Below are 26,218 nucleotides of genomic sequence, written 5' to 3'. Positions count from 1 at the left end.
AGATCTGCCCCGTGCTGAAGCGCTTCACCCGCCGGCCCCGCCGGCTCCTTGCAGGCCCCATGTTGGCACTGTTGCTGCTGCTCACAGCCTGCTCCTCCAATCCCATCACCGCACCGCCACCCACGATCGCGCCGGCCCAACCCGCCGTGTCCCCCGCCACCACCGCCCGGCCGGCCGGCACGGTGCGGCCCTTGGCCGGTGCGGCCACCGCCGCGGTGTTCGACGCCGCCACCGGGCTGCTGGCGGTGCTGTCCCCCGGGCCGGATCCGCAGGCCCCCGCCACGGTGGGGCTGGTGGGCGGGTCCGCCAAGCCACCCACGGCGGTGGCGCTGCCGGGACCGGCGAGCGCGCTGGCCGGCGATGGCCGCGGCGTGGTCTACCTGTCCAGGCGCGGCGGCTATGTGACGCTCGACCTGGCCACCCGTGAACTCACCCAGGTCGACGTCGACGAAGCGGCAGACGTCGACTTCACCGCGATCGCCCGACGCTCGGACGGCATCCTGGTGTTGGGCAGCGCCGACGGCGCGGTCTTCACCCTGACCTCCGATGGCAGGCACGTGGCCGAGCGGGCCAAGATCTTCGCCCGGGTCGACCAGATCGTGACCCAGGGCGATGTCGCGGTCGTGCTGGACCGTGGCCAGACCTCGGTGACGACCATCGGCACCGACGGCAAACCTCAGTACGCGCTGCGCGCGGGCCAGGGCGCGACCACCTTGGCCGCCGATCCGCGCGGGCCGGTGCTGGCCGCCGATCCCCGCGGGGGCCGACTGCTGGTCTATGGCGTGGACCCCCTGATGCTGCACCAGGATTTCCCAGTGCCGAACGCGCCTTACGGCCTGGCCGGCGCGGGCGGGTTCGCGTGGGTGTCACAGACCGGAACGAACGTTGTGGTCGGCTACGATCTGACCACCGGAATCCCTGTGGAGAAGGTTCGCTATCCGACCGTGCAGCAGCCCAATACCCTGGCCCTAGATGAGAAGTCGGACACTTTGTATGTGGTGTCCGGCTCGGGTGACGGAGTCCAGGTGATCGAGCACGCGGTGAGGCCACGTTGACCGCGCTGCGCCCCCGCCGGCTACCGGCGAGCTGGGAAGCCGAACTCTCCGATGACTACGAGTGGATCCCGCTGCGCCTACCGCCGGAGGTCACCCGGATCGGGGCGTCCACCCGACTGTCCATCGAAGCCGAATACCGAGGTTGGGAGCTGACCCGAGTGCGGTTGTATACCGACGGAAGCAGACGAGTATTGCTGCGCCGCAAGAAGTCCGCCGTGACTGCGATCAGCGACAGCCGCTGCGTCGACCAGCCGGGACTGTAGCGCGATGGGCCTCTACAGCGCGCTGCGTCGCGCCATGTTCCTGGTGCCACCGGAACGCATTCACACCGTCGCGTTCTCCGCGCTGCGCGGCGCCACCGCTGCGCCACCGACGCGCCGTGCGCTGCGACGCCGGCTCGCTCCGCACGACCCGGTGCTGGCCAGCACCGTGTTCGGGGTGCACTTTCCCGGCCCGCTCGGACTGGCCGCGGGTTTCGACAAAGACGGTGTCGGGATAAAGGCTTGGGGTGCATTGGGTTTCGGCTACGCCGAGGTGGGCACCGTGACCGCTGTTGCGCAACCGGGCAATCCCGCGCCGCGCCTTTTCCGGTTGCCGCAGGACCGCGCCCTGCTCAATCGGATGGGATTCAACAATCATGGGGCGGCCGCGCTGGCGGAACAGCTGGCCCGGCATCAGGCCGAGGTGCCGATCGGGGTCAATATCGGCAAGACCAAGGTGACTCCGCCCGAGGACGCGGTAGCGGACTATCGCACCAGCGCCCATCTGCTGGCCCCCCTGGCCGCCTATGTAGTGGTCAACGTCAGCTCGCCCAACACCCCGGGGCTGCGCGACCTGCAGGCCATCGAGTCGCTGCGGCCCATTCTGGCCGCGGTACGAGCCGAGACCACCAAGCCGGTGCTGGTGAAGATCGCGCCGGATCTGGCCGACACCGATGTGGATGCGATCGCCGATCTCTGCGTGGAGTTGGGCCTGGCCGGCATCGTGGCGACCAACACCACGATCTCGCGTGACGGGTTGGCCACCCCGGGGGTGGCCGAGTTGGGCCCTGGCGGCATTTCCGGTCCCCCGGTGGCCCACCGGGCCCTGGAAGTGCTGCGGCGGTTGTATGCCCGGGTGGGCGATCAACTGGTGCTGATCAGTGTGGGCGGGATCGAGACCGCCGACGACGCCTGGGAACGCATCACCGCCGGCGCCTCACTGTTGCAGGGCTACACCGGGTTCATCTACGGCGGCGGCCTGTGGGCCAAGTCCATCCATGAGGGCCTGGCCCAGCGGCTGCGCGCCCGCGGATTCGCGTCGCTGGCCGAGGCGGTCGGGTCCGCCAGTCGCTAGTGCACCCCCGCCAGGCCGAAACGGAATTCCACGACGCACATCTGGCGTGTCGCGTCGTGGAATTCCCTCTCGGAGGTTTGCCTACTTCTGCTCGTAGGTCCCGACGATCACCGCGCGGGCGATCGCGTGCATGAACAGGTTGAAGCCCAGGTATGCCGGGCTGGCGTCCTCGGCCAGCTCCAGCTTCTCCACGTCGACGGCGTGTACCGCGACGTAGTAGCGGTGTACGCCGTGGCCGGCGGGCGGCGCGGCACCCACGTAGCGGCGCATCCCGGCGTCGTTGACCAGGGCCAGGGCGTCACCGGGCAGCAGGCTGCCGTCACCCACGCCTTCGGGAAGTTCGGTGCAGGTGGCCGGCAGGTTGGCCACCGCCCAGTGCCAGAAGCCCGAGGCTGTGGGGGCGTCGGGGTCATACACGGTGACCGCGAAGCTGCGGGTCTCCTCGGGGAAGCCCGACCAGCTCAGCTGGGGGCTGGCGTCTTCACCGCCGGCGCCCATGATTCCGCTGACCTGGGCCTTGCTCAGCGGTTGCCCGTCGGTGAGCGAGGTCGAGGTGAGGGTGAACGTCGGCAGCTTGGGCAGCGCGGCGTAGGGGTCGGGGGCAGAGCTCATGTGTGGTCCTCTCGTTGTGGTCAACAGTGTGTCAGGAAGTGGTGCAGGACGCGGGTGCCGAACTCCAGCGCGTCGACCGGGACGCGCTCGTCGACGCCGTGGAACAGCGCGGCGAAATCAAGGTCGGGCGGAAGGCGCAGCGGGGCGAATCCGAAGCAGCGAATACCCAACTTGGCGAAGGCTTTTGCGTCCGTTCCGCCGGACAGCATGTAGGGCACGGCACGGGCGTCGGGATCGCAGGCCAGCAGCGCGGCATTCATCGCCTCCACCAGGTCGCCGTCGAAGGTGGTCTCGACCGACGGCTGGATGGTGACCCATTCCCTGGTCACATCGGGGCCGATCAGGGCGTCGACCTCGGCCTCGAACGCCGCCTGGCGGCCGGGTAGCACCCGGCAGTCCAGCACCGCTTCGGCCGTCGCCGGGATCACGTTGGCCTTGTAGCCGGCCTGCAGCATGGTGGGGGTGGCGGTGTCGCGCAGGGTGGCGTTGACGATGCGGGCGATCGGCCCCAGTTTCTCGATCATCCCCTCCAGGTCCGGGGAGTCGACGTCGATGGCCAGGCCGGTCTCCTCGCTCACCGCGATCAGGAACTGCTCCACGGCCTCGGTGAGCACCAGCGGGAAGCGGTGCCGTCCCAGCCGGGCCACCGCCTCTGCCAGGGTGGTGACGGCGTTGTCGTCGTTGATCATCGATCCGTGCCCGGCCCGGCCGTGCGCCCGCAGCCGCATCCAGCACAGGCCCTTCTCCGCGGTCTCGATCAGATAGAGCCGGCGCTCGCCGCCGTCGCGCCGCGGCACGGTCAGGGAGAAGCCGCCGACCTCTCCGATCGCCTCGGTGACCCCGGCAAACAGATCGGGGCGATTCTCCACGAGCCAGTGGGCGCCGTATTTTCCGCCGGCCTCCTCGTCGGCAACGAACGCGAACACCAGGTCGCGCGGCGGGGTGATGCCCGCGCGGGCCAGGTGCCGGGCCACCGCGATCATCATGCCGACCATGTCCTTCATGTCGACCGCGCCGCGGCCCCAGACATAGCCGTCTTCGATGGCCCCGGAGAACGGGTGCACGCTCCAGTCGCTGGCCTCGGCCGGCACCACATCGAGGTGGCCGTGGATCAGCAGCGCCCCGCGGGACGGATCGCTGCCCTTGAGGCGAGCGAAGACGTTGCCTCGCCCGGGGGCGCCGGATTCGAGGTACTCGGTCTCATAGCCCACCTCTTCGAGCTGGGCAGCGACCCAGCGCGCGCAGTCGGCCTCACCTTTGGTGGTAGCCAGCTCGCCGGTGTTGGACGTGTCGAATCGGATGAGGGTGCTGACGAGTTCGACCACCTCGCCCACTGCATCGACGGCAGGATCGGGGAATTCGGTCACAGTTACCTTTACTACCACTTCGCGCCCCTTCGGATCGCGTTGCGAGGGCTGGGTTTGGGTCCGGCCCTGGGCATCCGTTAGCCTTAGCTGCCCGGCCGAGCCGGGTAGGTCCGAGTGGCGGAATGGCAGACGCGCTAGCTTGAGGTGCTAGTGCCCTATTAACGGGCGTGGGGGTTCAAGTCCCCCCTCGGACACATCCGGCGACACGACTTATGTCGACAGTCGCCTTGACCTGACGCAGGTTGGGATCGAAGTCAAGACGCAAGCCCAGGCTCGCGTATACCTGAGCTCGTTCGGCCCCGGTTGCTTCGCCTAGCACCGCTGCCAGCCCGCCCAATTCCTGCACCAACTCGGTGACCTGTGCGGCAGACATGGCGCGGGGTCGCTCGGCTCGTTCCAGGCGGGCCTTCAGTTCGTCGCGCTCTGCGGTCCGGCGGCGCAACGCATCGGTGAGGTCCTCGACGGCCACACCGGACTCCACTGCGGCTACCAACGCGGCAACCTTGCTGTTCGCTTCGCTGAGCTGGCGCAGCAAGGCGACGTTGTCGGCTTCCGGGTCGACTTCCTGACCGCGGGCCAGGTCTTCTGGATCGGCCAGGCTGGCGATCCATTCGTCGAGTCGAGGTGTCACCGCGTCCTCACGCAGGTAGACCGTGCGCGGGTGATCCGTCAGGTCCACAGGCACCGAACGCGACTTACCCAGCTCACACCGGTACAGGATGCGTGTTGCTTGCTTCCCGCCGCGAGCGGCGCCCTGCATCCGCCGTCCACAGACGGCGCAGAACAGGATTCCGCGAAGTGCGTACGGCACCGTCGATTCTCTGCTGCACACCAGACCCGGACCCCGCCGAGTCTGGGTGCGAAGACGAACAGCCTGCGCCAGTTCGTCAGAGATCAGAGCTTCGTGCGTGCGACGGTCCGGTACAACCCAGTTCGCCTGATCGCGCCACCGCATCCGCGTCTCATACCCCGCCGCGACATCGTCGGGGTTGACCAGCACTTCGTATTTCTCCTGCTTGCCCCACACGCGCACACCGAGATATGTCGGGTTGTCGAGGATGGCGCGGATCGCCGAATGCGACCACCCTCGCGGGTCACGATGCCGATTGCGTTCCGGGTCGTACTGGCTCGGTGACGGCACACCATCGTCGGTGAGCCGTTGGGCGATGTAGCGCAGGCCCGCTCCGTCGGCGTACATGCGGTAGATCCGCTCGACGACCGACGATGTCGCGGGGTCCGGTTCGAGGCGGTGCAGCCGCTGCCCAAGACTTGCCTTGGCAGGGTTCGGGTGCGGGCCGGCGTCGGCGAGCCGGTAACCATACGGCGGTCGGCCACCGAGATATCTGGTGGTGTCCTGCGCCAGTGCCGACATCGCGGTGCGGACGCGCATCTGGATTCGAGCGCGCTCGCCTTTGCTCATGCCACCGAACAGTGTCATCACCAGGTCATGCGCCTCGGAGCCGGGATCGACCGCGCCACCGACTTCGGGCACCCACAGGCCGACTCCGTAGTGCGTGAGCACCGGGAAAGTCAGCGCGAACTGCGGACCGTAGAACGCGCGGGCGGGTTCCCCGATCACGACGGCATCGAAACTACGGTCACGAGCGGCGACATCGGCAAGCAGGCGCGATGCCTCCGGCCTGCGTTTCCACGGCAGCGAGCGGCTCTGTCCCACATCGAAGTAGTCAGTGACAAGGACTCCGCCGTGCGGGGAGATCAAATCCAGGGCACGGCGCTTCTGCCAGCCGCGACTCGCCTCCGGATCTTGAGCATCCTCCGTGCTCACTCGGCCGTAGAAGGCGAACCTCAGGCTCACGCGACTCCCCTGTCTGATCCGAGCATCCGGTCCCGCACGGCCAGTATGACGCGCACGAGCGCGCGGTTGGCCTCATGCGGAAGGCAATAGCTCTCTGGTACGACAATTTCAACACCTCCCTCTGACATCGTCGGCGCGTCGCTTCGACCGCCGCACTCGGAGCGAGGCTGTGCTGTTTGGGAACCGTCAGCCATCGTGTCCTCCTGGCGGATCTCCGTGCTGGTCGCGGACTTGACGACGGGCTTCCACCAGTCCGATGCGCCGGGTGTGGATACGTTGGAGGGCCGCGGAGTAGACGAGGGTGCGCTCCCCCGCGCTGGTGTGTCCGGCGTGGTCGAACTTCCAGAGCACCTCGTCAGCATCCAGGTTGGCCGGCGCCTCCGCTGTCGGGACGTCCTGCCCGATTGACCATTTATCACCCTGGCGTTCAATCGGTTTGGCGTCCTTCCTTCGCTTCCAGGTTGCACGTGCGGCGCGCAGGGCGCTCATGGTGGTTGAGTAGTGCCGGGATTTGGTGGTGATGTGTCCGCGGTATCCCAGCGTGTGCAGCCATCGCCCAATTCCGGCCATCGGCTCAACACGTTCGGCGAGTTCGGCGATGGTGGTCAGGATCGCCCGGACGTGTTCGGTGACGTCGAGCGTGGCGATCGCTTCCGTCGAGAGTCGCCGGGCGGTGATACCGAAGTCCTGCAGGGATTTGGTGACGTATTTGGCGAGGTATGCCGCAACGCGGCGCGGTGATAAGCGAGCTGTCGGCCCGGTATCGGCCGGTTCTGCCAGTACTTCGCCGCTGAGCGGTTGGGCGTCGATCTGGGTGCCGAACCGCAGCTCGCGTGCCTCGCCATCGAGGGCCAGAACATCGACACGGACCTGGCGCGCAGCGCTCTGAATCAGCGTGGCCAGCTCGCCCGCGGTGATTGGCGATACCCAGTCGCGGTGTCCGGCACCCGGACGGGGCTCCCCACCGCCACAGGTGGCGGCGGGGCCGTAATGGTTCTGGTCACTCTGGGTGGTGGGTGCTGACGGCGGGTCGAGACGGATCAAGGCGTGGATGTGCGGGATGGCACGGGCTTGCAGTTCGACGACCTTGACAAAACTCACTCGCACCGAACCCCGGTCCATTCCACGTGCTCGCAACTGTGCTGCTACGGCACGCCACAGCGCGATGGTCAAACGCCGCCACAGCTCGGGCAGATGCCAGGTGAACAGAACATGCCCGAAGTAGTCGTAACACTGGCCGCATAACGGCTGTCCTACTATTGGATCATCAGCGGAATGGGTTATGTTGCACTGCAACCGATTCCCATGAATACAGCGGCTGCCTGGACTCGTCGATGTGGGCCGGCAACGCGCGCCGGTGGCGTTGTGCACCGTGCCGTAGCTCGGCGCGGTCAAGGTGGCGAACACCTGTGGGCGAGCAGCGACCTCGGCGGGCATGTTGTGGTGGCCACCGGCGGCACCGGCGTGCACCAGCTGCCAGGTGTCACGGGCGTAGAGATCCGAGCATGACGGGCAGACGGTGGCTCGGCGGTTGTTGCAGCGCGTCCACACCACCTGCCGGCGCCCAATAGAGCCAGCGCCGACCAGCTGGATCGGGTGGGCGCAGTGGCCGACCGATTCCACCCGCTGCCACCACATCTCGAACCCCGGCGAGGATGCGCGCCGAACCATCTGGGTGATCACCGGCGCGGGGTCGGTGGTGGTGGGCAGGCCCGGCAGCGTGATCACCGGACCGCCCCCCACGTCGGCTGGACCCGGCCCTGCGAATGCTCACCGCCCGTGCGCGGTGCCCGAAAGGTGCGGGCCAAGCTGGCGATGTCGCGGTCAGTGACGTGAAAGGATCGCACCCGCACCGGCTCAGCGGTGCCGTCGATCATCACGTACCCGACCCCGGGGGTGGCATCAGCAATCAGATCGCATTCGGCACCAGCATCACGAGCCCCCTGGCCGAGCACCATCGTGGTCTGGGTGGCCTCAGTCATGCGCAACCCGATCCGCACCGTGAACAACTGCCGCACCGGCAGGGTGTCTTTGGCCGGGTCCTGCACCGCCGCCACCACCGAAATCCCGACCGCACGACCTTGCGACAACAACAGCCCCAGCAGCTGCTCGATCTCGGTGCGCAGTTTGCGGTCGGTGACATAGGCGGTCAGTGCGGCGATCTCGTCAACGATCAACACGATCAGCGGCTCGCTGGGCGTGGGGTTGTGCAGGCGAGTGTGTCCACGCAGCCGGTTGGCGCGTGCCTGCATCAGCTCCACCAGCTCGTGCAGCAGCACCATCACGGGTTCACCGGTGTGATGACAGAACCGAGTGAACAGCCCTGCGCCAGCGCCGAGTTCCATGCCGCCTTTCGGGTCGATCACGCACAACCTGACCCGGCCGGACTTGACCTCGGGCGCTAGTCCGGCAATCAGCGACCACAACACCGAGCCCTTCCCAGCCCCGGTGGCACCGGCGACCAACAGGTGCTGCCCCAACACGGGCAGCCGCCACCAGGCGCGCGATTCGGTGATCCCGACACGCACCGCGCCCAGGTCAACTGGGGCCGCAGGGCGGGGCATGGGCAACGCGATCGGTTGGCCGAGTACATCACCGCGACCGATGATGATCCGTACCTGCCCCGGCGCGGTGGCCCGGATCGTCAACCGCTCAGCCCGCCACGCCGCCGCCAACGCCGGACCGCATTTCTGCCAGTCTGTGAGGCATTGGCCGGTCACGACCTGCACGGTCAGCGTGTCAGCGTGGTGGCCGATCTGCACCGAGTTCACGATCGGCACCAGGGTGCGCTCGCCATGTTTGGCGGTCAAACCGTGCAGGGCGCACACCGATTCCCAGGTTCGGTGATAGCGCCACCACGCCAGCCAGCGGTGCCGCAGCGGTGCGCTCACCCACCGAGTGAATGATGCCGGTTCCAGCACAGCCCAGCCGATATATGCCGCGACCGCCGCGAGAGCAACCCCGAACCCGGTGCGGACGCCGTGGCTAACACCGGCCCAGATCGCTGCACCGGCGGGGATGCTCAGGGCTGGGAACAGGATCGCCCACCACAGTAACTGTCCGGCGGCTTTGACTCCTGCCCAGATCAGCTCGCCGATCCAGTCATCATCTGATTGATTAGTGTTGTGATTCTTACGGTTTGGGGCATTGGACATGGGGATCTGCTTTCGCTACGGCGGGAAGATGATGGGGCGCTGACCCGGCAAGCCCGCAAGCACTACTGCGGGTACTTGCCGGGCCAGGCCTTAGTTACCGGGGCGGCTGGGCCGTCTTGGTGGCCGCGGCCGGGTCGGCGGCGGCGATGGTTTCGGCGCGGTACGCGATGCCCGAGCGGCCGTCCTGCGACCACGGCAACGCGACCAGACCCGACACCGCGACCGGCTGTCCGACCGTCAGCTTCGGTTCCCCGACCACAGTGACGGCGAGCACCTCGCCTCCGGTGGCGTCCAGGGCGATCAACTGCACCTGCCACAACGCTTGACCAGTTGCCTTATCGATGCGTGGCGTCCCGGTGTCGAAATTGGTGCGCTGCTCCGGAATCCGGGTGCACAGGAACGTCACGCCGGTCGTATCGATTTTCAGTTTCATCTCGATGCTGTCCTTCCTTTGTTGTTCTCACGCGGGTGTGTTCATCCGCGGATCAAGGACAGCGCTACCGACGATGCTGCTGGAAGTGACGGGCAGTGATAACAGTGATGACCGCAAACACGCGCACTTAGCTGACCTGCGCCGATGTATGCGGCATGATCAAAATCATGGCCGCAGCCGACCCGATCCGCGCACTCAATGCGCAGCGGCTCAGCGCGGCCCGGAAACGCTACGGCTACAGCCTGCGTGAGTTGGCAATCGAGGTTGAAAACGTCCGCAGGCTACGCGGCGATGCCGATCTACCCGAACTGGAGTCCCTGCGACAAAAGATCGCCCAGATCGAGCGAACCGGGATGCTCGGCCCGATGTGGCGAGAAGACCTCGCCGCCGTGTTCGGCGTCGAACCCGACGAGTTGTTCAGCGTGCCCATCGCCACCGCATTGCCGCACCCGCTGCTGGTGCGACTTCCTGTCAACCGCGATGTACTCGCTGTCATCGAGTCCCGGCAACAAGCCCATATCGAAGTCGAACACACCTTCGGCCCTCAGCACGCCCGCCCCCTGGTGGAATCCGACCTTGCCACGATCGAATCCCTGATTGCGCACGCACCTTCGCAGATCAAGACCGAGATGCGGCATGCTGCCGGGGCTACCGCCGAGGTCGCTGGATGGATCGCCCAAGATGTCGGTGATTACGCCGCCGCAGAGAAACTCACCCACACCGCTGCCCTGCACCTGCGCACAGCCGGCCCAGCATTCAACGCCATGATCCTGATGCGCCAGTCCAACATCCTGACCCGCAGCGACCCCGACCTGGCCGCCGTCTTGGCTGCTGAGGCCGCCGAACTGATCGATGGGCGCGACGTGGGTCGCCTGGCCGCCAGTATCGCCCGCCAACTGGCCCTAGCTGAGCTGGCTAACCAGAATGAGCGAGAATTTCATCGCCGTGCCGCCGCAGCCCTCGAACTCGGCGATCTGCAACCCCACCCTCATGATCATGCGATCTACGCCCACGCCGCCTACGTCGCCAGCGAGATCGCCTTCGGCTACCTCCGCATCGATGACCCCGACAAGGCCGTCACCCTGCTCGCCGGACACCATCACGCCTGGACCGCCCACCAGTACCGCGATCAGACCGTGGCCGACATGCGACTCCTGCACGCCTATATCGCCACCGGCGAATACCAGCAAGCACTGGCCCTCACCGACACGGCGATCCCGGGCTACCTCGCGGCGCCCTCGCAGCGGGCCAGACTTCATTTGGCCAAGGCGGGCACACTCGTGCGCGACCGCCGACGACGACGGAACAAGGACCCGATCCTGCAACAGCTCGCCGGCCGTATCAAAAACGCCACCCAAGGAGTCATCGCATGAGCCGTCGAGTCATTCCCGACACCACCAGCACAGACCCCGCAACTGCCCGCTCTATCGCGGTGCTGCCGATCGGCTCATTCGAGCAACACGGCCCCTACCTTCCGCTCGGCACCGACACGCTCATCGCCAGTGCTATCGCATCGTCAATCAGTCAGCACCACAAAGTGTTTCAGTTACCACCGGTTACATTCGGCTGCTCTCACGAACACGCGGCCTACCCCGGCACCGTGAGCATCAGCGCCACCACCCTCGCCGCGATCGTCACTGACATCATCGAATCACTGTCACAACAAAACACCGCCGGGTTGATCATCGTGAACGGCCACGGCGGCAACGCTGTACTGACTAACGTCGTCCAGCAGGCCAACCAGCCGAAGGCCCCCATCAACGTCGGGCTCTACCCCAGCCGCGAAGACTGGGCCGAGGCCCGCAACGCCGCAGGCATCCAGAGCAGCAGCCATGACGACATGCACGCCGGGGAACTAGAAACCTCCATCCTGCTCGCCGTTCACCCCGACTACCTGCGAGACGGGTGGCAGACCAGCGACCACACCGCCAGCGACCGCCGCTACCTGACCACCATCGGCATCCACGCCTACACCCCCACCGGCGTCATCGGCTACCCATCACAAGCCACCGAAACCAAAGGCACCCAAGCCATCGACCACCTCGGCCGCAACGCGGCCACGCTGATCGGACTACTCACCGGTCAATAAGCCAAGCAGCCGGGCGGGGCGGCTACCGTCCGCTGGCGCTCCCGTCCGCCGCCCCGCAACACCCCGGCCCCTGGACCGCCGACGCCCAGCAGCGACCACCGCTGACCCAACTTGTGAGAACTTTCTCTACTGGTATCAAGTAGCGCTCAAGACTGAACTGCACCCGGTGACCACGAGTGAAGCGGTGCGAGCGAGCCCCTGGTCGAATAGCGTTGAGGCTCTTTGAATTCCCCTAAGGGCTCCTAGCTATACCGGCCCGCATGGCCTTCGAACAGAGCACGCACGCCACCCTCACCCACTTCTCGAATCGCGCCGCGTATAGCAGCCGATCGGAGGTCGAGCGCAAGCAGAACGCCGTCTATTTCGGCTACCGCCTCGATCCTTCCGAACTTCGCCTCGTGAACCTCCGCGTACCGGGCCAGACCTTTTAGCTTTGCACTGGCATCTGAGAGGTGAAAGCCGTGAGGGTCAACTATGGAAGCCTTGACCCCTTCGTCTGTTCTGTGGAAAAGAATGAAATCCGGGTACATCGCCCGGTCAAACTGAGTTGAGCGGTACGGCACACGCAATGACGAAGAGCCGCCCGTGGGGTTTCTATACCAACCAATCAAGTCATTATCAGCTAACTCACGTACAAGTACTTTCCGCTCCCAGCCTTTCAAAGCGCTGGGGAACTCGCCCTTTTCATCACATAATAGATGTTTGGCCCAGCGCTCGTCAGCATCTGAAACTACCTTCGTCTCGGGCAGCACTAGGTCGCTCAATTCAGGCTCTCGTGTCTCCCTCTTGACAGGCTCGTAAACAACCTTTCGGGCATCCGGAAGTTTCGATATCGATGGCTGATGGACTCGCAACCACGTGCGCACTTGATGTTCGGCTGCTGCCTCCACTGCTTCGATAACCTCTGGGTGGAGCGCTAGCGCTGCAGTGACAGCTTTTGCCTCGATCGGATCGTAATCATCGTCACCCTGGGAAATTACGAGATCGTTCCAGTAGCTCGATGCAACACCCTCAGGTAGCTTTCGTTTTGCGACCCGGTATAGATCTTCGATATTGTTATCATCTCGGTCCATATCGTACAAAACTTCAGGCGGCAGGTCGTCCATCGACTCAGCGGCTAACAACGCGTAGCTTCTTTCTACCCTGAGGCTCCGAAGTCTTTGCAGGGCTTTTTCGAATGTTCCATCGCTCTCAAGCCCTTGACGCTGGATCGCCAAGACACCGTTTAGCTGCATACGGACCTGAGCGAGCGCATCTTCAACTATGTGATCGCCAGAAAGGAGCGTTGCCAACGTTGTCAGACGAGAAATCTGACTTCGGTAAATCTTCCCCGGCACAACGTATGTCGGAAGGGCCTGGGTCATATCAAACAGTTCCGGTAGAAGAGTCTCGTTCCGCCACACGCGGACAGCATTCGTAACCACCTCCACCGGTGGCTCATCACTCCTGCCTTCCGCGAATCGAGTCACGATCTCTTGTACCTGCTGACTATCGAATCGCGGCAGATAGCAGTGGACATCGTTCAACGATTGGTCCGTCGCGATCCGACGGGCAAGCGGTGTGCGCACCATACGACCGATAAGCTGCGCAATGTAGGTATAGTCCTGGGCCCGCCGCATCGAAACGAGGACCTCCGCACGCGGGCAATCCCAACCGGTCGAAATGGCATCTTTGCAGAGCACGACCCTCACATCCAGATCGTCCTGGATATCCTGCGGAGCCATATATCCAATCGTGTGCCCGGCCACACTTATAGCAGTATGTTCTCCGAAAGTGTTGACGACGTTTCTATCCTTTAAGCCCTCCCACGCACCGAAAACCGCACCGAGAATCTCAGACATCTCTCCATCACTAGGCGTATTCGGAACTTGGACGACAAGCACGGGTAGCACTGGCGGCTCATTTTGGGCCAGCGCGTACTTATTCCAGTCCTCCTCGAACTGAAGCGTCTGCTTGACCGCGGCCCGCGTGAGAGTCGTGTCTCCTTCCGCCTGACCTGCGGAAGGATTATCCAGAATAATCTTGTCTTTGAGCAGGCCCGAGGCCCGAACGTCCTCTAGAGGAACGGTTACTGGCTTATTGGTACGCTCAACTTCCCACCGCTCGATTGCTGCCATGAAACGCTCGGGCGTAGCGCTGATCCCCCACACCGTTGGCGCCGGTGGATTAATGCCCGTTTGGCCGTTGATAATTCGCGAAACTATCGTCCTACGGTCTCCCTCATTGCGCATGCCACGGTGCGCCTCGTCGATGACAACGTAGAAGTGTGAACCGTTAGAGGTTATTGTGTTCGAAATCGTCGACCATAGGGAATAGGTTCGACCATTCGTATTGCCACGCGACAACGGATTGCTACGAGCAAGTTTCTGGATATTTAGGAAATAGACCTGGCGTGCTCCAAATACTGGCTCATCGAAGCCGGAATCGATTGTTATTAATCGGCTCGGTCCCAATACTGACGAAGCCTGGAGCATGTTACGTTTAGTTTGCTCATTAAGCGCCGGATCATCTGTGACCCATAAGACGGTCGCAAGCGGATCTTCTGCAAAAGTCGATGAGCCATCGAATAACGTCTCGATAACTGACGCAGCGATAACGGTCTTGCCGGCACCGGTTGGTGCGCTTAGGATCACTGACCAATAATCGTCGTTATCCGCTTCCCAAGCCGCTCCAGCACGGCGAAGCGCCTTGACGATCTCAGTAGAAGACGAAAGTTGGTAATCTTTCAGCGTGTATCTCACTCAGGCACGCCCCTTCGTGTTGATTTCAAAGCTGCGCAGGTAGTCGCTGTAGAGCTGAGTCGCATCGACATTGCTGGGAAGTCCACTGACTATCTGCTGGAAGGTCGCTTCGGAGTCGGTCACCACGAACGCATGCTTGATTTCGGAAGCGCGCTCCGTGATTGCATCTACAAACTCGCGCCACAAGTCGGTCTTAAACAACACACCATAGAATGCACCTGTCGGTACAACCCATGTCTCACTCGGTTTCTCAATGCGCGTTCCAGTCCCGCCAGCTTTCATCCATAACAGCGGCGCGATAACCTCGAAATTGCGCCCCAGACTGACGAGATCGGGATCTTCGTATGTTAGATCAAAGAATTCTGCGTTCTCCGCGAAACCTTCCGCAATGGGAAACTCATCTACATAGGTGTAGTCGCCAGCTATCGGATCGCCGTCGGGTGTCAATCCAGTAATCGCGGACCGCACCCTCGGTTTGGTAATATGTTCGCAAATTCCCAGCTGCTCCCAGTCAGGGTCACCAGGCTCGAATCCCTTTTCGGTGAGTAGATTCGCCTCTGCTTCAGACACCTCGTTGTTGGTTACACAAATCGTTCTTCTTCGTCCGTCGTCTTGGCGGTTCAGCCTGGCGACTGCGTGCATGGTTGTGCCAGATCCAGCGAAGAAGTCTAGGACGACCGCATCGGGCTTATCTGCAATGAAGAACCGTAGGCAGTCCTCAACCGCATATAGCGATTTTGGGAACGGGAAACGTCGGCCGGGTATAAGCCGTTGGAGTAAACGAGATCCGTATTGGGTGGAATCATGACTCGGAATTCTCCACTGAGTTCCCGGGACAAAATAACGATCAGTAGTCTCAAGCAGATCGGTCACGACTGACCCGTCCGCGGCGCGGTCGATCACTGTGTAGATACCTTGTTTGATCTTCGCCCGTTCGCCGCGGGCAAGGTAGTAAATCGGTGTGTTCTCGCCGCTGAAAGTACCTAGTTTGAGATGACCATCGGCCCAGATGTTACGGGCGACACGCGGTCCGACTGCCCATCGACCCTCACTTCCATCTTTGCGGATCGGAAAAGCGGCAATTGTTCCCGGCGGTGCCACCACCGTGGCACGGTCTTGACCCACATCCAAGATATCCCCGATGCTATGGATAGCGCTGCCATCGGCCCTTAAAAAAATTGGATAAAAGGTGCCGGGGTGGCCTTGTCGCAATGGGCTGGAGCCTGATTTGCGCAAAAGGTCCCATCGGATTGCACCGAGATGAGTCCGACCCTTGGTTGTGATCCACTCAGGGCCAAGCGCAAGCGGTTGGGGGCCGGCCTCGCCGAACATGACGAAGTATGCATATTCATCCGCCCGCCCAAACATACCATTTCGGGCCACTGCGGCAGGGTTTATGCTGATCGACACCATCTGGATCCGCGCCTGCTGGAAAACCTGCTCCAACAGCATCCCAAGCGTGACACATTCTTTCTCATCAATCGTTACGATCAACACTGAGTTCTCGGGCCTGAGAAGCCGACTCGCGAGATCAAGGCGCCGCTGCATCATCGCAAGCCACTTGCTGTGTCTATATTGATCGACGCTGTCGACATAGTCGTTGTTATATTTCCAATCGCGTGCGCCAGAATTATACGGTGGGTCGATGTAAATTGCATCAAATTTGCCTTCGTGCGTATAGAGCAAAGCTTCTAGCGCGTGAAAATTCTCGGAATTGATAACCAAGTGTGGAGGTTTGTTACCCCCGTTGTTGACTAAGCCGGTCGAGATCAGCCCTGGATAGATTGGCTCTCCGAACTCGCGGACCACCACTAGGTCTGCTACATCGACGTCCCAGAATTCGGGTTCATCAGTGAGCGAAGCCACCCTTGCCACACCTCGCGTGACTTTCTTGACTTCGTAGAGATCTTGACGGGCTTCAGACTTGATGCGGACCTTGCAGCCCCTGCGCACCCTAAAATGGGGAATCTCGACCGTCTCCGGCTTGTGCGCTTGAAATACCAGGCCAAACGACTGTTTTGTCAGCATCGTATCGACCTGCTCGCGAAGCGCCTGCCTCAACGCTGGATCAGCAACCTTATCGATAAGGGCGTCAATGTGAGCCACCGTGTATCCCCGCCCCCCAGACAGCAGTGGCCATCGCCACACCAGCTTGCCGAACGAACCGTCACGCTACCTGGAACCCCCGACGTCTAGTGCGTTCGACTCAAAATCGGTCAGGCATACCACGGCGGCTATCAGCCGCGTCCCGACCCCGGTAGAAGACCCGCGGAACGCCATCGGGGGCGGTTCGCCCACCGGAATGGGCCGATCGCCAGGGCTTTCCTGCGGATGGTCATCATCGCAAAGCGTCGCCCAAGGCATCGACACGGGCCAGCAGCGATAACCACCGTCCCACGGTTCGTCGTCGCCGTATCCACCCTCGGTGAGACGACGGCACACGATTCGCAGGTACGGAACCCAGCAGTCCAAGCGTGTAGCTGCCCGAATCCAGCGAATGCGGGACTGTAAGCAATAAGACCCGACCGGGCATCACTGCGCCGGGCCTGGTCGAACCCGAAGAGGTTGCCACCAGGCCCGCGGACGCCCCTTCATCAATCCGAGGCGATGGTCAACTCAGTTGAAAGATCTCAACCCGTGTCGCAGGTGGCCAAGTCCCCCCTCGGACACAGTGTGATGAGTCAGCTCATCAATGACGGATCGCCCCGGCGCGTGCCGGGGCCTTTCTGTTTCCTGGGCCAGGAGGCCCGGCACGAATCTCTACGTGTCACGGCGGCCTCACCGCATCCGCTCACACCTGGCACCTCCTACGATTGGGGTACCAATCGGGAGGACCAATATGCCAAAAGCCGGGGTTGCACAGGTCGGATCGGTGCTGTTCGACACCGCCGCGACCCTGGCCAAGCTGGAGACGTTCGTCGACCGTGCGAAGGCGGCGGGGGTCGAGTTCCTGGTGTTTCCGGAAGCCTTCGTGGGCGGCTACCCCAAGGGGCTGTCGTTCGGCGCGGTCGTGGGGTCTCGCACCCCGGCTGGTCGCGAAGATTACCTGCGCTACTGCTCGTCAGCGGTGGCGGTGCCCGGCCCGGCGACCCAGCGGATCGGCGAGCTAGCGCGCCGGTCGCGGATGACGATCGTGGTGGGTGTGATCGAGCGCGACGGTGGCACCCTGTATTGCACGGCGGTTTATTTCGGCCCCGACGGGCAGTTGCTGGGCAAGCACCGCAAACTCATGCCGACCGGGAGTGAACGGCTCATTTGGGGCCAGGGCGACGGTTCGACGATCGAGGTCTTCGACTCCCCCTCCGGCCGGTTCGCCGCGACGATCTGCTGGGAGAACTACATGCCCCAGTTCCGCCTCGCCACCTATCAGCAGGGCGTGCAGTTGTGGTGCGCACCGACGGTCGATGACCGCGACATCTGGCAGTCGACCATGCGGCACATCGCTTATGAGGGAAGGTGTTTCGTACTCAGCGCCTGCCAGTACCTGAGCACCGCCGACCTGCCCGAGGACTATCAGAACCATGATCCGCAGCCGGTGCCGGGCGAGCTGATCCGCGGCGGCAGCGTCATCGTCTCCCCGCTCGGCGAGGTGCTCGCCGGGCCGGTCTACGGCGCGGAAGCACTGCTGGTGGCCGATCTCGATCTCGACGATCAGGTCCGCGGGAAATACGACCTCGACGTCACCGGCCACTACTCCCGACCGGACGTGTTCACCCTCACCGTCGACAACAGCGCCCGCAGCGCAGTCGCCTCGGCGCCGACGTCGGCCACCGCATCTGACGCTCTAGCGACGTAAAGCCGATTCATCCCACCCGCCCTACCCCGGGCACAAACCGGCCCACAGCGCTGCGGTAGTTGCCGTAGGCCTCGCCGTGAGTGCGCACCAGGTAAGGCTCTTCAACCACGCGGACCTGCAGTTCGATCGAGACCAGCAGAACCCCGAACACGAGGAGAGCCAGCGGGTTAGGGGTCATCAGGGTGATGCCGGCGGCGAAGGTCAGCATGGCGGTGAAGATCGGGTTGCGCACCCGCGCGAACACGCCGTGGCGCACCAAGGCGGTGGTCTCGTCGGCGTCAACCCCGATGCGCCAGGACTCCCCCATGTCACGCTGACTGTAGAGGGTCGCCGCTATGCCGGCCAGCGCAAGGAACGTACCGGCCGCCTGCACTCCGAGCGTGTGCAACAGGGGAATCGGTGCGAGTATCCCGCTCAGCTGCAACAGGGGGGCGGCGATGCCGGCGATCATCGCAACGACGAATCCGACACCGGCCAGCCACTCGGGCGAGCCGGGACGTCCGCTGACGCCGCGGAATCCGGCGCTGCCGGTATGGCGGTACTGCACCCAGCTGCGCCAGCCGAATCCGAGCGCGACGAAGACGACGTAGAGCACGATCGCGGTGGCAGCCATGACAAAACCTCCTGGAGTTAGCGGTGGTCGGCCCGGTGGCTCGGGCCGTGGGGGTGGTCGCAGTGCGCGCCGGCGCCGGACTGGGCATGGTCGACCTGCAAGGTCGAGTGTTCGATGTTGTGACTCGTTGTCAGTAACCGGTTCAGATCGGCGCGCACAGCGTGGCAGTCGCTGTCCGGCGGGACGAGAACATGCGCCGAGAGCGCTGGAGAGCCCGACGTGATCTCCCAGATGTGCAGGTCGTGAACTTCGAGGACGCTGTCTTGCGTGGCCATCTCGCGCCCGATCGCGGCCGGGTCCAGGTCGAGCGGGGCCGCTTCCAGAAAGATCCGACTGGAGGCGCGCACCAGCCCGACGCCGGCCTTGATCATCAACACCACGACCACCAGCGTGGCGATCGCGTCGGCGCGCGCGAACCCGGTGGTCACGATGACCACTCCGGCCACGGCGGTCGCGATGAACGCGAACAGATCGTTGAGGATGTGCTGGAAGGCACCCTCGACATTGAGGCTGGAGCGGTTGGCGCGGCTGATCATCCAGGTCGCGGCGAGATTCACGACGATCCCGCACAGCGCCGTGATGAGCACCAGGGCGCCGGTGACCTCGGGCGGGTGGACCAGGCGACGAATGGCCTCATAGGCCAGCCACGCCGCCAGCACCAACAAGGTCACACCGTTAGCCTGCGCGGACAGAATCTCGACCCGTTTCCAGCCATAGGTCATACGCCCCGCAGCGGGCCTGGCGGCCAGCCGAATCGCCCACAGCGCCAACACGATCGACGCGGAATCGGTCAGCATGTGCGCTGCATCGGAGAGCAACGCCAACGAGCCGGCCAGCACACCAACCGTGATTTCGCCGAGCATGAACACGACGATCACTGCCAAGGCACCGGTCAGCCAGCGCCGGTCACTGTCGGGCGATGTATGCGCGTGAGCGTGCCCGGAGGCCCCTGCCGCCACTTCCCCGCGATTTGCCATGACCAAAATATATGCATATATCACTATATGTGCAAGTAGGGGCCGATCGGTGCAAGCTCCGGCCGACCCGGACATCCGTCAGATTTGACCGTGGTTGGGTGGTGGCACCCCGGCCAGTTCCCATGCTCCGATGTGGTGGTATTTCCAATCGACGGGGTCATGCACGCTATGGGTGCGGGCGTTTCGCCAGTGTCGGTCAAGGTCGTAACGACGGTCGGTTCCGCTGGCCCCAGTCAATGCGAAGATCTGGCTGGCAACATCGACAGCCACATCGCTGGCGAACGCTTTGGCTTGGGCGACCGCGATCGAGCCATGGCCTGCGGTGTTCGGGTCACCTGGCGCGAGTTCGGCGTCTTCGAGTTCGTCTGCAGCCCAGCGTAATAATTGGATTGCGGCACGGGTTCGGGTGGCAAGTTCACCGAATCGCAGCAGGATATGGGGGTCTTCGCTGGCCGCATTGATTTGTCCGTGTCGGACAGCCTCAAAGAATGGGCGCGAACGGGTGCGAACGAACTCGGCGGCCTCAGCCAGGGCACCTTCGGCAATGCCTGCTTCGATCGATGCGTGGACAAGCTGGGCACGCGCACCGAGCAACTGCGGCCTCTCGAACGCTGACCAGTAAGGGACGACGAGGTCGGGATCCACGACCACGCCGTCCAACGTGGTGGTTCCGCTCACGGTCGAGCGCTGACCCATGGCGGCCCAATCTTCATCAATGGTCACACCAGGGGTGTCGCGTTCGACGAAAGCGAGAACGAGGCGACCGTCGGGATCCAACGCGCTGGCCGCCAGCCACTGCGAGGTAATCGCCCCGGTGCAGTAGTACTTGACCCCCTCGATCCGCCAGCCGGTGCCGTCGGCAACCAAGCGAGTTTTGAGGTCTTGCGCATGGTGACCGCCGCGCTCAGCTAGCACGGGGGCGACGCGTGCACCTTTGACCACTGCCGGAAAGATCCGGGCCCGCTGCTGCCAAGTCCCCAGTAGCCGCAGGATGTCGATGGCCAGGAAGTGGCCCTGCGGAATCTGGGCCAACGCGGGATCGGCTGCCGCGATGATCCTGATCACCTCGGCCAGGGTGCGAGGTCCGAGCCCGTCCCCACCGTCTTCGACGGGAACCGTGATAGCCGGTAGACCGAGATCATCGAACTGAGCCGCCTCAGCTCGCGGAACCGTCCCGGCCCGATCTCGGTCAGCGGCGCTGAACCGCACTGCGCTGGCGAATTGTTCGGCTGTGGCGACGACTTCCGCGTGTGTCCTTCTCGTCACAGGTTCTGCCCCGGTCAAGATGCCGTGAAGACCGCGGGCCGGTTGACTTCGGCGGCCTCCAATTCCCGAACGAGCGGCAACACCTTCTTTCCGAAGGCTTCAAGCTCCTCCTGGAAGTGCAGGAAAGCCGTCAGGATCAGATCAACGCCCAGCCTGCGGTACGCGACGATGCGTTCGGCGACCTGTTCAGCGGTGCCGATCAGTTGGGTGCGGAACCCGTCGTTGTACTGAACCAAATCTTCAAAGCTGGAGTCGGCCCACATTCCACGTTGATCGGACGTGGCGGCACCAGCTTGTTTGACCGCTGCCCCGAACCCTTCGACCGCGGGCCTGTCGGCCTTCGCGACGATTTCGCGCAGTTGCTCTCGTGCTTCAGCCTCAGTGTCGCGAACAATCACGAATCCGTTGAGCCCGAACCGTGGCCCCTCGGTGCGGCCCGCCTCCGCGGCGATCCTGCGGAGGTCGGCAAGTTGCTGGCTGACGCCGTCGAAGTCGTTGCCGTTGGAGAAGTACCAGTCGGAGTAGCGGCCCCCGTTCTGGCGGGCTGCCGTGGAGTTGCCACCCTGAAAGATCTCCGGGTGGGGTCGGTCTGGCAACGACAGTGGCTTCGGTTTGAGGCTGAAATCACGGATTCGGTAGAAATCGCCGGCGAAGTTGGCTCGTTCCTCGGTCCAGATCTCTCTGAGCACCTGGATGAATTCGGCACTGCGCCGGTACCGTTCGTCGTGTTCGAGCCAGGGCTCTCCCAGTTTGGTGAACTCGTCCTTGAGCCATCCGCTAACGACGTTGACTGCAGCGCGGCCGTTGGAGAGATGGTCGGCGGTTGCCACCCACTTGGCCAACACGCCGGGCTGCCACAGACCAGGGTGGACGGCGGCGATCACCTTCAGTCGTTCAGTGGCCAAGAGCAGCGCCAAGCTGAAACTGGTTGATTCTTGCTGGTATTCGGCTCCGTAGCTGGCGGTGTAGCGCACCTGGGTCAGTGCGTACTCATAGCCAGCTTCCTCCGCCAGCCGCGCCAACGCGACGTTGTAGTCATAGCTCCAGTCGGTGCGTTGCTCGATAGTGGATGTCACCAGCCCACCGCTGACGTTGGGTACCCAGTACGCGAAACTCAGGGGTGTAGTGGGATCGGTTGGCATAACGGTCTCCTCGCGAAGCTAACTGGAACGGGCAGGACGGTCGGCAAGGAGCCCACGGTCGGCAAGAATGGGGATGACTCCTTCGCCGAAGGCGTAGGCCTCTTCCAAGTGCGGATAGCCGGACAAGACGAACTCATCGAGGCCCAGCTCGTGGTATTCGGCGATACGATCGGCAACCTGTTCGTGGCTGCCGACTAACGCTGTGCCGGCGCCTCCGCGGACCAACCCGACGCCTGCCCACAAGTTGGGCGATACCTCTAGGTTGTCGGTGCTGCCGCCGTGTAGCGCGGACATCCGCCTTTGCCCCTCTGATTGTGAGTTGCGCTGAATCTGTTGAGCGCGGCGTATCTGGTCAGGATCCAAGCCGGACAGCAGCCGGTTGGCCTGTGCCCAGGCCTCTTCTTCCGTCTGCCTGCTGATGACGTGTAGTCGGATCCCAAATCGCAAGTCGCCCGCAGCCGCCCGCGCTCGGCCGAGGTTCTTCACGCGGCGTCGCACCGCGTCGATCTTCTCCGCAACCTGCGCGGGAGGCTCTCCCCAGGTCAGATAGACATCGGCATGTTCTGCGGCGACATCCAGCGCTTCAGAGGACGAGCCGCCGAGGTAGATATCAGGCCACGCGGCGGCGGGAACAATGGTCGCATCCTCAACCGACAGGTGCTTTCCGGTGAACGTCACCGACTGCCCAGACCACAACTGCCGAAATATGGTGAGGAATTCGGCCGCGCGCTCGTAGCGCTCCGCTTTACCCAGGTAGTCGCCGAACCGGCGCTGCTCGACGTCGTCACCGCCGGTAACAACGTTGAGCAGCAGCCGATTCTGCGAGATCCGCTGGTAGGTCGCTGCGGCCTGCGCCACTAGCGTCGGAGCCTGCAGTCCCGGGCGGAATGCCACCAGATACTTGAACCGTTCGGTGCGTTGGGTCAGCGCGGCGGTGAATACCCAGGCGTCCTCACACCAACTGCTGGTGGGTGTCAGCGCTCCAGTGAACCCGAGCTGCTCCGCGGCGCCGGCCACCAGACTGAGATAGTCAAGGTCAGGGGCCCGATCCGCGCCGAAGGAATCCACCCGGCTGCCTGCTTCGCCAACCGCGTTGCCGAGGCTCAGGTCACTGCGTGAGTCGCCGTTGGTGGGCAGGAACCAATGCAATGTGATGGCCATCGGTCTACCGATACAGCGAGAACTCGGGGCGCTGGGCGTTGAGAACCCAGTCACCAACCTCTTTGGCCTTGTACGCCACCGGATCGTGCACCGTGTGGGTGCGCAGGTTGCGCCAATGCCGGTCAAATCCGTACTTGCTGGTCGTCGCACGGGCGCCCTGGATCTCGAAAAGTCGGCTGGCCGTGTCCAGGGCCACCTTGGTGGACAGATACTTGGCCTCGTAGATGGCGATGGCCGCTTCTGCCCGCTGATCCTCGGTCAGCGATGGACCGATGTCGAGGGCAGCCTGCAAGGCATCGCCGGCGCGGTCGGCGAGCAGCGCAGCGGCCCGAACCTCACTGACGAGTTCGCCTACGGTCTGCAGGATGTAGGGGTCATCGGTGGCGCGCTCGACGCCCGAGGATTCCCACGGCGACGCGTAGGCGCGTGTCCAATCAAAGGCCTCTGTCAGCGCACCCTCGGCGGTCCCGACGTAAAAGTTCACAAATGCCAACTGCCAGTGCGGCGTTACGAGAGTCTGATACGGCGTGAGATCCGCACTGCCAAAAGGCTCCTCGCCGAGCACCTCCTGGTGCTCGATCCGCGCATCGACGATGCGTACGCCACCCGAGTCCGTCAGCCGCTGACCGATGTTGTCCCAGTCGTCAAGAAACGTGAATCCCTGACGGCCACCGCGCACGTCCAGCGACAGGAATACCAGTGAGCCATCCAACGACGCCGTCACAGAGAGCTGGTCGCCGGTGCTCGCACCGCTGGCGAAGGTCCGGCTGCCGTTGAGACGGAAGCCATCGCCGTCGCGGGTCAGAACGAGGTCAGAGCCGCCACGAGGATTCTGGATCCCGCCCCAGAACAGCTTCTCGGACCCATTGCGGCGTGAGAGCTCATCAGCTTGCTCAGGGGTCCCGAACAAGCTGGCGATGCGGGTTTGGGCGAAGTGGTATCCGAGGAGATGGGCGATCGATGTATCGCCTCGGGCGATCCGCCGTGTCACCTGGGAGGCCTGCGGGTAGCTGAGCCCCGAGCCACCGTATTCGACCGGCTCCTGCACTTGAAGCAGATCGTTGCGGCGCAACAACTCGATCTCTGCGCGGGGTGCGGCGTTGGCCTTGTCCCGAGCAGCGGCGGTCTGGCGCAGCTCGTCAGCGACACGATCCGCGGTGGCCAGCACGCGGGCAAGAACTTCAGCGACGGCAGGGGCGTTGGCGGTAATGACAGACATAGCTCGACTCCCAGGGCTTAGTGCAACCACAGGCAAAGAGCCAGTGGCGGATCAGGTAATACTCCGCCGAATATAGAGACAGGCAATGCCGCCTGTCGCAGCCCGCGGATCGAGCCGATCGACCACTTAGAGCTGTGACCATTCATTTAGCATGATCCAACCTAAGCATCATGCTGATTCTAACGAGTCACAGGGTGGCGATACTTGGCAATTTACCGCGCTCGGTACGTCGATCAATGAATTCGATGATGCTGCGAATGGAAATACGAGGTGGCGGCGAGGCTCCAGAGTTCAGCCACGAGGTGCGCCGGTCAAGAAGAATGCGGAGCGGCACCGATTCCGATCGGCCCAATTCGATAGGAGAAACCTCTCAGCAGCTGGACTATGCTGCACGAGTGCGCATCAAACAGCTGGAGTACGTCGCCGCGGTCACGCGGCTGGGATCGCTGCGGCGGGCCGGCGAGTCCCTGAAGATATCGCAACCGGCACTGAGTGAAACCTTGCGCAACTTGGAGTCCGAGCTTGGTGTGACTCTGCTGGACAGGCAGCGGTCGGGCGCTCGGATCAGCGCCGACGGTCGGGAACTACTGCCCCACATCGTCGACATTCTGGAGGCCGTCGACCGGCTCCGATCTGCCGCAAGCGAACAGCAACGCACCAGTCGGATGCTGCGCGTCGGGACGGTCGGGGGCGCGACGGTGCCGTTGTTGCTGCCCGCGATAGAGGCACTTCAGGCCCAGCGCGTCGGGACCCAGGTTGAGGTTCTGACTGCGATTCAGGAAGACATCCACCGGGCACTTCGGGAGGGCTCGCTTGACCTCGGACTGGCCAATTTGCTCGACGGCGATGACCCCGAATCAGACTTGACGACAGTGCAGTTGCTGCGTGGACGACCTGTCGTCTGCCTCCGCGCAGACAGCGCTCTCGCGCAGAACACGGCGATCTGCGCAGATGAGCTCCGCGCGCAAGACCTTATCGCCATGCGGGCGGGCTACGCGATGCATCGCTTCGCCCGTCGGCTCTTCGGCACAGAGATGCCTACCTTTCTCTACTCCGCGGACGGCGCCGAGATGGGCAAGCTCATGGTGGCCCAGGGGTTGGGCGTCACTATCTTGCCGGACTACTCGGTTGCCGGCGATCCGCTCGTGCGCGCCGGAGTGCTCACCCTGCGCCCACTCGCCGACGAATCAACAGCGGTCTCGCTCGTCATGCAGACGCGCGCGGTTCGGCATGTGCCCCAGGCGCTAGGGGCACTCCAGTCCGCGTTGCAGCGGCGGGCGCTCGACTACCAACTCGCCATCTGAATGGTTTTGCCTATCACTAGCTTGGCCAAGCCTCTAGGCTGACCGCGCCCGCGAGGTATTCCGTCATCGTGACTCTAAAGGCCGGAAAACGTGCGCCTTATCCTTTCGAATTGTTGCGGCAGGCGAGGCGGCAACAA

Annotated in this window: 21 protein-coding genes and 1 tRNA gene; 8 read left to right on the top strand and 14 right to left on the bottom strand. The window is 63.6% G+C overall.

Translation table 11 applies throughout. The features are described from left to right. Positions 1–59: 59 nt before the first annotated feature. The 3 genes from G6N09_RS16830 to G6N09_RS16820 are packed head-to-tail and all read left to right on the top strand — an operon-like array spanning position 60 to position 2,390. Positions 60–1,055 carry a YncE family protein gene (locus tag G6N09_RS16830; RefSeq protein ID WP_083025107.1) on the top strand — a complete coding sequence of 332 codons (996 nt, stop codon included), beginning with the start codon at positions 60–62 and terminating at the stop codon, positions 1,053–1,055. After that, a complete protein-coding gene (locus tag G6N09_RS16825) occupies positions 1,052–1,318 on the top strand; it encodes a DUF5703 family protein (RefSeq protein WP_083025109.1) in 267 nt (88 codons plus the stop codon). The genes G6N09_RS16830 and G6N09_RS16825 overlap by 4 nt, the downstream gene beginning before the upstream one ends. A 4-nt stretch (positions 1,319–1,322) precedes the next feature. Further along, the gene (locus G6N09_RS16820) at positions 1,323–2,390 is read left to right on the top strand and encodes a quinone-dependent dihydroorotate dehydrogenase (protein WP_083025112.1); all 1,068 of its coding nucleotides are present in this window, start codon (positions 1,323–1,325) and stop codon (positions 2,388–2,390) included. Positions 2,391–2,471: 81 nt separating this feature from the next. Here G6N09_RS16820 and G6N09_RS16815 read toward each other — a convergent pair whose 3' ends face one another. After that, on the bottom strand, positions 2,472–3,002 hold the full coding sequence (locus G6N09_RS16815; RefSeq protein ID WP_083025113.1) for a YbhB/YbcL family Raf kinase inhibitor-like protein: 531 nt from the start codon (positions 3,000–3,002) through the stop codon (positions 2,472–2,474). Between the two features lie 20 nt (positions 3,003–3,022). After that, positions 3,023–4,369 carry a M20/M25/M40 family metallo-hydrolase gene (locus G6N09_RS16810; protein WP_407662624.1) on the bottom strand — a complete coding sequence of 449 codons (1,347 nt, stop codon included), beginning with the start codon at positions 4,367–4,369 and terminating at the stop codon, positions 3,023–3,025. Positions 4,370–4,477: 108 nt separating this feature from the next. Between G6N09_RS16810 and G6N09_RS16805 the strand changes: the two genes are divergently transcribed. Continuing rightward, positions 4,478–4,563: transfer RNA gene (locus G6N09_RS16805), tRNA-Leu, on the top strand. Here the strand turns inward: G6N09_RS16805 and G6N09_RS16800 are convergent. The 4 genes from G6N09_RS16800 to G6N09_RS16785 form a co-directional block, all read right to left on the bottom strand. After that, a complete protein-coding gene (locus G6N09_RS16800) occupies positions 4,545–6,185 on the bottom strand; it encodes a recombinase family protein (protein WP_083025117.1) in 1,641 nt (546 codons plus the stop codon). The genes G6N09_RS16805 and G6N09_RS16800 overlap by 19 nt on opposite strands. Positions 6,186–6,371: 186 nt before the next feature. After that, on the bottom strand, positions 6,372–7,856 hold the full coding sequence (locus tag G6N09_RS16795; protein ID WP_234806983.1) for a replication initiator: 1,485 nt from the start codon (positions 7,854–7,856) through the stop codon (positions 6,372–6,374). 53 nt (positions 7,857–7,909) lie between these two features. Next, the gene (locus tag G6N09_RS16790) at positions 7,910–9,340 is read right to left on the bottom strand and encodes an FtsK/SpoIIIE domain-containing protein (RefSeq protein WP_083025121.1); all 1,431 of its coding nucleotides are present in this window, start codon (positions 9,338–9,340) and stop codon (positions 7,910–7,912) included. 94 nt (positions 9,341–9,434) lie between these two features. After that, positions 9,435–9,773: an SCO3933 family regulatory protein gene (locus tag G6N09_RS16785; protein WP_083025123.1), complete on the bottom strand. Its 339-nt coding sequence runs from the start codon at positions 9,771–9,773 to the stop codon at positions 9,435–9,437. 167 nt (positions 9,774–9,940) lie between these two features. Here G6N09_RS16785 and G6N09_RS16780 point away from each other — a divergent pair, with 167 nt between their 5' ends. After that, the gene (locus G6N09_RS16780; protein WP_083025305.1) at positions 9,941–11,146 is read left to right on the top strand and encodes a hypothetical protein; all 1,206 of its coding nucleotides are present in this window, start codon (positions 9,941–9,943) and stop codon (positions 11,144–11,146) included. Further along, positions 11,143–11,862 (top strand): creatininase family protein, encoded by a 720-nt coding sequence (locus G6N09_RS16775; protein ID WP_083025125.1) that lies wholly within the window; start codon positions 11,143–11,145, stop codon positions 11,860–11,862. The genes G6N09_RS16780 and G6N09_RS16775 overlap by 4 nt, the downstream gene beginning before the upstream one ends. Positions 11,863–12,104: 242 nt before the next feature. Here G6N09_RS16775 and G6N09_RS16770 read toward each other — a convergent pair whose 3' ends face one another. Beyond that, on the bottom strand, positions 12,105–14,603 hold the full coding sequence (locus G6N09_RS16770) for a DEAD/DEAH box helicase (protein ID WP_083025127.1): 2,499 nt from the start codon (positions 14,601–14,603) through the stop codon (positions 12,105–12,107). Next, complete coding sequence (locus G6N09_RS16765; RefSeq protein ID WP_197745885.1) at positions 14,604–16,709, bottom strand: DNA methyltransferase; 2,106 nt, start codon at positions 16,707–16,709, stop codon at positions 14,604–14,606. It abuts the gene before it with no gap. Between the two features lie 733 nt (positions 16,710–17,442). Here G6N09_RS16765 and G6N09_RS16760 point away from each other — a divergent pair. Further along, positions 17,443–18,399 carry a carbon-nitrogen hydrolase family protein gene (locus G6N09_RS16760; RefSeq protein WP_083025130.1) on the top strand — a complete coding sequence of 319 codons (957 nt, stop codon included), beginning with the start codon at positions 17,443–17,445 and terminating at the stop codon, positions 18,397–18,399. A gap of 7 nt (positions 18,400–18,406) precedes the next feature. Here G6N09_RS16760 and G6N09_RS16755 read toward each other — a convergent pair whose 3' ends face one another. From G6N09_RS16755 to G6N09_RS16730, 6 genes are all read right to left on the bottom strand, one after another. After that, entirely contained in the window at positions 18,407–19,012 is a 606-nt protein-coding gene (locus G6N09_RS16755) for a methyltransferase family protein (RefSeq protein WP_083025133.1), read from the bottom strand. Positions 19,013–19,029: 17 nt separating this feature from the next. Beyond that, positions 19,030–19,989: a cation diffusion facilitator family transporter gene (locus G6N09_RS16750; RefSeq protein WP_083025135.1), complete on the bottom strand. Its 960-nt coding sequence runs from the start codon at positions 19,987–19,989 to the stop codon at positions 19,030–19,032. A 78-nt stretch (positions 19,990–20,067) separates the two neighbouring features. Further along, a complete protein-coding gene (locus tag G6N09_RS16745) occupies positions 20,068–21,255 on the bottom strand; it encodes an acyl-CoA dehydrogenase family protein (protein WP_083025136.1) in 1,188 nt (395 codons plus the stop codon). A 14-nt stretch (positions 21,256–21,269) separates the two neighbouring features. Next, positions 21,270–22,397 carry a dimethylsulfone monooxygenase SfnG gene (gene sfnG, locus G6N09_RS16740; protein ID WP_083025138.1) on the bottom strand — a complete coding sequence of 376 codons (1,128 nt, stop codon included), beginning with the start codon at positions 22,395–22,397 and terminating at the stop codon, positions 21,270–21,272. An 18-nt stretch (positions 22,398–22,415) separates the two neighbouring features. Continuing rightward, positions 22,416–23,558, bottom strand: coding sequence for an LLM class flavin-dependent oxidoreductase (locus tag G6N09_RS16735; RefSeq protein ID WP_083025140.1), 1,143 nt, complete (start codon positions 23,556–23,558; stop codon positions 22,416–22,418). Between the two features lie 4 nt (positions 23,559–23,562). Beyond that, positions 23,563–24,777, bottom strand: a complete 1,215-nt coding sequence (locus G6N09_RS16730) for an acyl-CoA dehydrogenase family protein (RefSeq protein WP_083025142.1) — start codon at positions 24,775–24,777, stop codon at positions 23,563–23,565. Positions 24,778–25,013: 236 nt separating this feature from the next. Between G6N09_RS16730 and G6N09_RS16725 the strand changes: the two genes are divergently transcribed. Next, a complete protein-coding gene (locus G6N09_RS16725; protein WP_197745884.1) occupies positions 25,014–26,081 on the top strand; it encodes a LysR family transcriptional regulator in 1,068 nt (355 codons plus the stop codon). Positions 26,082–26,218 lie beyond the last annotated feature (137 nt).

The sequence above is a fragment of the Mycolicibacter minnesotensis genome (genome assembly GCF_010731755.1).
Classification (GTDB): domain Bacteria; phylum Actinomycetota; class Actinomycetes; order Mycobacteriales; family Mycobacteriaceae; genus Mycobacterium; species Mycobacterium minnesotense.
This window is presented reverse-complemented; position numbering and strand designations above follow the sequence as displayed.

Bases quoted from the DNA above. Each gene is read 5' to 3' on its own strand.
- G6N09_RS16830 (WP_083025107.1), top strand. From the start codon at position 60: ATGTTGGCACTGTTGCTGCTGCTCACAGCCTGCTCCTCCAATCCCATC.
- G6N09_RS16820 (WP_083025112.1), top strand. From the start codon at position 1,323: ATGGGCCTCTACAGCGCGCTGCGTCGCGCCATGTTCCTGGTGCCACCG.
- G6N09_RS16815 (WP_083025113.1), bottom strand. From the start codon at position 3,002: ATGAGCTCTGCCCCCGACCCCTACGCCGCGCTGCCCAAGCTGCCGACG.
- G6N09_RS16795 (WP_234806983.1), bottom strand. From the start codon at position 7,856: ATGGTTCGGCGCGCATCCTCGCCGGGGTTCGAGATGTGGTGGCAGCGG.
- G6N09_RS16790 (WP_083025121.1), bottom strand. From the start codon at position 9,340: ATGTCCAATGCCCCAAACCGTAAGAATCACAACACTAATCAATCAGAT.
- G6N09_RS16785 (WP_083025123.1), bottom strand. From the start codon at position 9,773: ATGAAACTGAAAATCGATACGACCGGCGTGACGTTCCTGTGCACCCGG.
- G6N09_RS16780 (WP_083025305.1), top strand. From the start codon at position 9,941: ATGGCCGCAGCCGACCCGATCCGCGCACTCAATGCGCAGCGGCTCAGC.
- G6N09_RS16775 (WP_083025125.1), top strand. From the start codon at position 11,143: ATGAGCCGTCGAGTCATTCCCGACACCACCAGCACAGACCCCGCAACT.
- G6N09_RS16760 (WP_083025130.1), top strand. From the start codon at position 17,443: ATGCCAAAAGCCGGGGTTGCACAGGTCGGATCGGTGCTGTTCGACACC.
- G6N09_RS16755 (WP_083025133.1), bottom strand. From the start codon at position 19,012: ATGGCTGCCACCGCGATCGTGCTCTACGTCGTCTTCGTCGCGCTCGGA.
- G6N09_RS16750 (WP_083025135.1), bottom strand. From the start codon at position 19,989: ATGGCAAATCGCGGGGAAGTGGCGGCAGGGGCCTCCGGGCACGCTCAC.
- sfnG (WP_083025138.1), bottom strand. From the start codon at position 22,397: ATGCCAACCGATCCCACTACACCCCTGAGTTTCGCGTACTGGGTACCC.
- G6N09_RS16735 (WP_083025140.1), bottom strand. From the start codon at position 23,558: ATGGCCATCACATTGCATTGGTTCCTGCCCACCAACGGCGACTCACGC.
- G6N09_RS16730 (WP_083025142.1), bottom strand. From the start codon at position 24,777: ATGTCTGTCATTACCGCCAACGCCCCTGCCGTCGCTGAAGTTCTTGCC.
- G6N09_RS16725 (WP_197745884.1), top strand. From the start codon at position 25,014: ATGAATTCGATGATGCTGCGAATGGAAATACGAGGTGGCGGCGAGGCT.